General features: G+C 74.1%; 6 protein-coding genes. 1 reads left to right on the top strand and 5 read right to left on the bottom strand.

Annotated elements, in window-relative coordinates; all coding sequences use genetic code 11:
- Positions 1–39 precede the first annotated feature (39 nt).
- Positions 40–564, bottom strand: coding sequence for a hypothetical protein (locus AB0O82_RS23145; protein WP_363585845.1), 525 nt, complete (start codon positions 562–564; stop codon positions 40–42).
- Between the two features lie 411 nt (positions 565–975).
- On the opposite strand from AB0O82_RS23145, the gene AB0O82_RS23140 reads away from it, so the two are divergent.
- The gene (locus tag AB0O82_RS23140; RefSeq protein WP_363585844.1) at positions 976–1,710 is read left to right on the top strand and encodes a DUF2306 domain-containing protein; all 735 of its coding nucleotides are present in this window, start codon (positions 976–978) and stop codon (positions 1,708–1,710) included.
- Between the two features lie 96 nt (positions 1,711–1,806).
- Here the strand turns inward: AB0O82_RS23140 and AB0O82_RS23135 are convergent, their stop codons facing one another.
- The 4 genes from AB0O82_RS23135 to asnB all read right to left on the bottom strand — a co-directional run bounded on the left by AB0O82_RS23135 (position 1,807) and on the right by asnB (position 7,199).
- Positions 1,807–2,328 carry a hypothetical protein gene (locus tag AB0O82_RS23135; RefSeq protein WP_363585843.1) on the bottom strand — a complete coding sequence of 174 codons (522 nt, stop codon included), beginning with the start codon at positions 2,326–2,328 and terminating at the stop codon, positions 1,807–1,809.
- A gap of 76 nt (positions 2,329–2,404) precedes the next feature.
- A complete protein-coding gene (locus AB0O82_RS23130; RefSeq protein WP_363585842.1) occupies positions 2,405–3,829 on the bottom strand; it encodes a pyridoxal-dependent decarboxylase in 1,425 nt (474 codons plus the stop codon).
- Between the two features lie 161 nt (positions 3,830–3,990).
- Positions 3,991–5,109 carry a hypothetical protein gene (locus AB0O82_RS23125; RefSeq protein WP_363585841.1) on the bottom strand — a complete coding sequence of 373 codons (1,119 nt, stop codon included), beginning with the start codon at positions 5,107–5,109 and terminating at the stop codon, positions 3,991–3,993.
- 239 nt (positions 5,110–5,348) lie between these two features.
- Positions 5,349–7,199, bottom strand: coding sequence for an asparagine synthase (glutamine-hydrolyzing) (gene asnB / locus AB0O82_RS23120; RefSeq protein WP_363585840.1), 1,851 nt, complete (start codon positions 7,197–7,199; stop codon positions 5,349–5,351).
- Positions 7,200–7,249 lie beyond the last annotated feature (50 nt).

Here is a 7,249-nt window from a genome sequence, read left to right as displayed (position 1 = left end):
GGCAGCGGGTGGCACAGGTGGTGATCACCATCTGCGGGATCACCTTCGCCCCGGTCGCCACCGCCATCGCGGTCGAGGTGCTCGGCCGGAGCGGCGGCGCAGCATCGCGAAGCCCAGCGCACCGGCGCCGACGGCCGCGACGGCCCCGCCACCGGCCAGCATCAGGCCGTTGCTGTCGGTCTCGCCGGACCCGTCGCCGGCCTGGGCCGCGCCCTTGGGCACCTCACGGACCTGGGCCTTGCCGTCACTGGAGACTCCGGCGCCGCCGGCGGCGGGCTGCGCCGTGGGCGCGCCACTGACGGCGGGCTGCGCGCTGGGCTTCGCCGTGGGCGTGGTCGAGGCGTCCTTGCCCGCGACCGAGGGGGCGGCCGGGGCGGGGCGGGCCGGGGTGGGCGTAGAGGTGGGGGCGGCCGACACGCCGGCACCCGCAGCAGGCGCGGCGGACGGGGTCCCGTCGGCGAAGGCCTGTCCGCCGGTGACGACGGTCAGCAGCGCGCCGCCGGTCAGGGCGCAGACGGCCAGCACGCGGCGGGCGGGGGAGCGGTGGGTACGGCTCCTGCTCATACGGTGTTCTCCTTCGTCATGGACGCCTCCCGGCCGGGGTGGCCGGTGCGTCGTCCATGACGGTAGGAGGCCCGTGTCGCGGTCCCCGGCCGGTCGTGTCACGGCCGCCCATCGGCTGCGTAACGAACCCCGGGGCCCGTTGCGGTCAAGCTGGCGGCGGCGGTGCCCGTGCGGTGGGAGGCCGTCCGGTTGACGTCGCGTCGGGTCGTGGGGGTAACCCCCCTCCCGGCCCGGGGGGCCGCTCCATGGCCCGGGGCCGCGGGCCCGGCCACACTGGCTGCGGTTCGAACAGCGTGGTGGTAGGCCCCAGTTCCGGGGTGGTGGTGGGCGCCGCGAGCAGAGCGCCGGCCGACCGCGCGACGCGCACCGTGCACGTGATGCCGTCCCACCTCCAGCCGATCGGGGTCACCGATGACCAGTACCGCCGCCCGCGCCGCGACCGCCCCCGCCCCGACGAGCAGGAGGGGAGGGCGCGTCCGCTGGGCCGTCGTCCTGCTGACCTCGCTCGCGATCGTCGGGTACGCCGTGGGGACGTACGCCCAGGCCGGCCTGCCCATCGCCGCGTCGGAGGGCGGCGTGTCCGCCACCTACGCCGAGCGCCCGACGGCCGTCCAAGTCACCTTCTACGTCCACATCGTGACGGCCGCGCTGGCGCTGCTGGTCGGCCCGTTCCAGTTCTCCACCACGCTGCGCCGGCGATCCCCCGCCGTCCACCGCTGGACCGGCCGCGTCTACGTCTTCGGGGTCGCGGTGGGATCCCTGGCCGCGTTCGTCATGGCGTTCTTCAACTCCGCCGCCTTCAACGGCTTCTTCGGCTTCGGTGGGCTCGCCCTGCTCTGGGCCTGGACCACCTGGCGCGGCTACCGCGCCGTCCGCGACCGCGACCTGCCGAGCCACCGCGCCTGGATGATCCGCAGCTTCGCCCTCACCTACGCCGCCGTCACCCTCCGGTCCTGGCTCGGCGTCCTCATCCTCCTCCAGACGCTCACCGCCCAGGGACACGTCGACGGCGAGCGCTTCTTCGACAACGCCTACGCCGCCGTCCCGTTCCTCAGCTGGCTGCCCAACCTGATAGTCGCCGAATTCCTCATCCGCCGCCGGGGCCTGCCCGCCTACCGTCTCACTCCGGCCGCCCCGCGGTCCTGAGCCGGACGCGGCGTGCGGGCTCGCGGGAGGGGCGTCGAACCCCCTCCTGCGGAGCGGTATTGGGGAGCCCGCCGCGTCGCCGTGGTCGCGCCGCGGTCAGCCGATGCGGGTGGGGGTGTCGAGGAGGGGGTGGCCGGTGGTGGCGAGGAGGGTGGTGAGGTCGGTGGGGGTGAGGGTGTGGGGGGCGCGGAGGTAGAGCTCGTCGACGGTGGTGCCGGGGAGGGGGTGGGGCTGGCGGGAGAGGACGGCGACGTGCTGGTCGGCCAGGGCGGTGTGGACGCGGGCCAGGTCGTCGGGGGTGCTGCGGGCGGCGGTGCGGACGCGCCACAGGGTGGTCGGGGGCGCGGGGGAGTGGGGGTGGTGGCGCTGGGACCACCAGGTGTGGAAGAGGGCGGTGGCGAGGAGGGCGAGGGCGGCGGCGGCGAGGACCACCGGGCCGTCGGGGCCGCGGACGACGATCTTGGCGACCAGGTCGGCCGCGGTGACCGAGACGAAGACGGCGGCGAGTTCGACGCTGTCGCGGCGCCAGCGGTGGGTGCCGGCGCCGCGTCGTCGGGCCCGGGGGAGGGTGGGCGTCGGCTGCATGGTCGGGTGCTCCGTGTGCTCCGTCTGCTCCATGACAGCACTCTGCCCGACGGGTGTTTCCTGTCCACGAACCCGCCGTGACCTGGTGGTTAAGGTCGCCGGGCCCGCGTTACGGTTGCAGGTCCGCAGCCGCCGCCTTGACCTCCGTGAGCAGGAGCTCCAGGTCGGCCTCGGTGGTGGCGGCGTTGAGCAGGCAGGCGCGGAGCATCTCGCGGTCGCCGAGGCGGGCTCCGGTGACGAAGACCCGGCCGCGCCGCTGGACGACGGCGGGGAGTTCGCGGTTGAGGGCGTCGACGGCGGCCTCGTCGTGCCCGGGGGTGCGGTGGCGGAACGCGACGATGGAGGTCTGGACCTCGGCCAGCAGCTCCAACTCCCCGTCTGCCCCGATCAGTTCGCCGAGGCGGCGGGCGAGGGCGGTGCAGCGGGCGATGTCCCGGGCGATGCCGTCGCGGCCCTTGTGGGCGATGGTGGCCCAGACCTTGAGCGCGCGGAACGGGCGGGTCTGCTCGGTGCCGTACTCGGAGAACCAGCCGAGCGCGCCGGCCGCCTCGTCGCGCAGGTAGGAGGGGACGAGGCTGAAGGTGGCGCGCAGTTCCTCGGTGTCGCGCACCAGCGCGCAGCCGCAGTCGACGGGCACGCCCAGCCACTTGTGCGGGTCGAGGGCGAGGGAGTCGGCGCGCTCCAGGCCGGCGTAGCGGTGGGCGATGGCCGGGTCGAGCCTGCCGAAGGCCCCGTACGCGCCGTCGACGTGCAGCCACAGGCGCTGCTCGGCGCAGAGGTCGGCGATCGGGCCGAAGTCGTCGACGGCGCCGGTGCCGACGGTGCCGGCCGAGGCGACGACCAGGAAGGGCAGCAGTCCGGCGGCCCGGTCGCGTTCGACGGCGGCCCGCAGTTCGGCGGGGTCGAGGCGGCCGTCCGGCCCGGTGGCGACGGTGCGCAGGTGCCGGCTGCCGAGGCCGAGGAGTTCGGCGGCCTTGCGGACGCAGGAGTGGGTCTCGCCGGTGACGTAGCCGACCAGCGGCGGCAGGCCGGCCAGGCCGTCCTCGCGGACGTCCCAGCCGGCCCGGCGGGCGGCGCGGTTGCGGGCGGCGGCCAGGCACACGATGGTGGCCATCGAGGTGCCGGAGGTGAGCAGGCCGCCGCCGGCCGGGTGTGGGAAGCCGACGAGTTCGGCGATCCAGCGGACCACGGCGCGTTCCAGGTGGACGTCGGCGTGGTCGCCGCCGGCCGAGCTGGGGTTCATGGCGGAGGCGGCGAGGGTGGCGAGGACTCCGGCGGGGGCGGGGGCGGAGTTGACCCAGCCGAAGAAGCGGGGGTGGCCGTTGCCCATCGGGTGGGGGAGGACGTCCTGCCCGATGGCGGTGAGGAGGTCGGCGAGCGGGCGGCCGGCGGCGGGCAGCGGGGCGTCGAGCAGGGCCCGGCGGGCGGTGTCGTCCATCGGCTGCCAGACCGGGCGCCCGGGCAGTTCGGCGAGGTAGTCGGAGACGAGGTCGGCGGCGGTGTGCGCGGCGGCGCGGAAGTCCTCGGCGGTCATGATGGCGGCTCTCCAGGGGCGGGGGAGGCGCGGCGTCCTCGGCGCACCCTGATCGTCCGGTCCGGTGGACCGGTCGGCCGATCCTACGGAAAGGGCCCGCGCCGTGCGGCGCGGGCCCTCCAGGTGAGACGGGGCGGTCGGTCCCGGTGGGACGGGCGAGGTCAGTCGAGCGAGCTGGACAGGCCGCTGGCGGAGCGGCAGTAGCCCTGCATCTCCCTGTCGGTGATCTTGGCGCAGAGCCGGCCGGCCGCGCCGTCGTCGGTGTAGTTCACCGTGTAGTAGCTGACCAGGCCCTCGGCGCAGGCCTTGCGCTGCCAGCCGTCGGCGGCGGTGCCGCACTGCTGGGCGGCCCAGTCCTCGCGGTCGAGGTTGTACTTCATCGTCCGCGAGCCGACGCCGCGGCTGCAGTCGGTCGCCCCGCCGCTGGCCTTGCCGTTGAGGCACCACTTGAGGGCGTCGGCGTAGACCTCGGGGTGGTTCGGGTAGTCGTGCGAGGAGAGGTAGAAGGTCGGGGCGTAGAAGAAGCACGCGGACTGGAACAGGCCCGGCTGGTCCTTGCACGGGTACAGCGGGTCCTGGGCGAGCTTGTCGGCGGGCAGGTTCGCCTTGGCCTTCTCGTCCTCCTCGTCCGGGCCGAAGAGCTGCATGAACAGTCCTTCGGAACAGCGGATCTTGTTCTGGTCGCTGGGGAACTTGCTGCACAGCTCGCGCGCCTTGGGGACGTCCTGCTTGGCGACGAACATGGTGCCGTGGCCGACACCGTGGATGCACGGGCCGGTGTTCTTGGGCGCGCAGAGCTTGAGCAGGTCCACCTCGGGCTGGGCGGAGGCGTTGAGCATCTCCTCGACCGCGCCGTGCAGGTAGCCGGCCGCGCAGGTCTCGTGCGGGAAGGAGATGACCTTCTGGAAGTCGGCGTTGAAGCGCTTGACCGCCGCGTGGCCGAGCTCGTGCGCGATCGGGTGGCAGAAGCGCACGGTGTACGGCTTCTCCTTGGTGATCTTGTCGAGGTCGGCGAGCGCGACGCCGGGGTCGCTGGCGTCCATCTCGGCCATCAGCTTGTTGCGCAGCGTCGAGCGGGTCCACACCGCCGGGTCGCCGGTCGGGGTGGCGCTCGCGGCCGCCGGCGCGACGCCGGGCGCGGCGGCGCCGGAGCCCGCGGTGGCGGCCGGGGTCGTTGCCACGGTGGCGGTCGCGGGCGACCAGTCGGTGACGGCCACCGACCCGAGGCCCAGGACGCCCAGGAGCAGGGCGGTGAGAATCGCGAATACCCGCGGTTGCATGAGGTGATCCCCCGGCGGATCGAGGTGGACGGTTCGCTCCCATCCTGACGGCACGGCGGCGGGAATCCGCGTTATCGCCCGCCATTCGGGAGGTGTCGGCGACGCTACCGCACCGTCCGACGCCCGGGCGCGGCGGGTTGGTTCCGGATGATCACCCGGGATTCGTCACCCGGATCAATCACCCGAACGGCGCAGCGGCCCGCCGTCGAGGCCGCCGCGCCGCCCGGGGCGGCCCGCCGTCAGATGTCCAGCGTCACCTGGTAGTCCGTCAGCCAGGTGTGCAGTTCGAGCGCGAAGTCGACGGCCAGCCGGACGGACTGCGGGTCGGTGCCCGGATCGAGCGCGTCGGCGAGGCGCCGCCGGTCGAGCAGGGCGAGCGCCGGGGACTTCTGCTCGGCGGCGAGCCGGGCGAGCTCGGCCCGCAGCAGCGCCGGGTAGTGCGGGTCCTCGGTGACCGGGTACGGGCTCTTCACCCGGTCGGCGACGGCGTCCGGCAGCACGTCCCGGACGGCGGCGCGCAGCAGGCTCTTCTCCCGGCCGTCGAAGTGCTTCATCGCCCACGGCGTGTTGAAGACGTACTGGACCAGCCGGTGGTCGCAGAACGGCACCCGCACCTCCAGACCGTTGGCCATGCTCATCCGGTCCTTGCGGTCGAGCAGGATGCAGACGAAGCGGGTCAGGTGGAGGTACGAGATCTCGCGCATCCGCCGTTCCAGCGGATCGGCGTCCGGCAGGTGCGGGACTTCGGCGAGTGCCTCGTGGTAGCGGGCCCGCCGGTAGCCGGGCAGGTCGAGCTCGGCGAGCAGGCCGGCGTCGAGCAGGTGTTCGCGCGGCCCTGTGCCCTGGCCGCCGAGGCCGGTCAGCGAGACCGCCCAGGGGAAGTCGTCGGCGGCGACGGCCTTCGGGTCGTGGAACCAGCGGTAGCCGCCGAACAGCTCGTCCGCGGACTCGCCCGACAGGGCGACGGTGGACTGGCGGCGCACGCCCTGGAAGAGCAGCAACAGCGAGATGTCCATGTCGCCGAAGCCGCCGGGCAGGTCGCGGGCGCGCAGGACGGCGTCCCGCTGGGCGAGGTCGGTGAGCGCGGCGGCGTCCAGCTCGATCACGTTGTGGTCGGCCCCGACGTGCTCGGCCAGCAGCCGGGCGTACGGGCCGTCCAGGGTCGGCCGGACCTCGCTGGCGTGGAAGTTCTCGCTCTGGCCGGCGAAGTCGACGGCGAAGGAGCGCACCGGGCCGGCACCCTCGGCCCGCAGGACCCGGGCGGCGAGGGCGGTGACGGCGCTGGAGTCCAGACCGCCGGAGAGCAGCGAGCAGAGCGGGACGTCCGAATCGAGCTGGCGGTGGACGATGTCGTCCAGCAGGGCCCGGACGGTGGCGACGGTGGCCTCGAGGGTGTCGGTGTGCTCGCGCGCCTCCAGCGCCCAGTAGCGGCGCACCGACACGCCCTCGCGGCGGACCCGGACGACGTGCCCGGGCCGGACCTCGACGATGCCCCGGTAGGGGGTGATGCCCGGGGTGCGGGTGAAGGCGAGCAGTTCGCGCAGCCCGTCCAGGTCGACCACCGGGCGGACGGCGGGGTGGGCCAGGATGGCCTTCACCTCGGAGCCGAAGATCACGCCGTCGGGGGTGAGGTGGTAGTGCAGCGGCTTGACGCCCATCCGGTCGCGGACCAGCAGCAGTTCCTCGCTGCGGGCGTCCCAGATCGCGAAGGCGAACATCCCGTTGAGGCGTTCGGCCAGGCCCTCGCCCCACTCCAGGTAGGCGTGCAGCACGACCTCGGTGTCGCTGCGGGTGCGGAAGCGGTGTCCGGCCGCCTTCAGTTCCGCGCGCAGCTCGCGGTGGTTGTAGACCTCGCCGCTGTAGGTGAGCGCCGCCAGCAGCCGGCCGTCGTGCTCGACGGTCATGGGCTGGACGCCGCCCTCCAGGTCGATCACCGCGAGGCGGCGGTGGCCGAGGGCGGCGTGTCGCTCCAGGTGGACGCCGCCGGCGTCCGGGCCGCGGCAGATCTGGGTGGCCGTCATGGCGTCGACGACGGCCCGTTCGGCGGTGAGGTCACGGTTGAAGGCGACCCATCCGGTGATCCCGCACATCAGCAAGCCTCCGGTCTTCCGCTACGTATGCGGAAAATGACGCTACGTGT

It is taken from the genome of Kitasatospora sp. NPDC088264 (assembly GCF_040685715.1).
Classification (GTDB): domain Bacteria; phylum Actinomycetota; class Actinomycetes; order Streptomycetales; family Streptomycetaceae; genus Kitasatospora.
The sequence above is the reverse complement of the archived record's forward strand: the minus strand, read 5'-3'. Positions and strand labels throughout refer to the sequence as shown.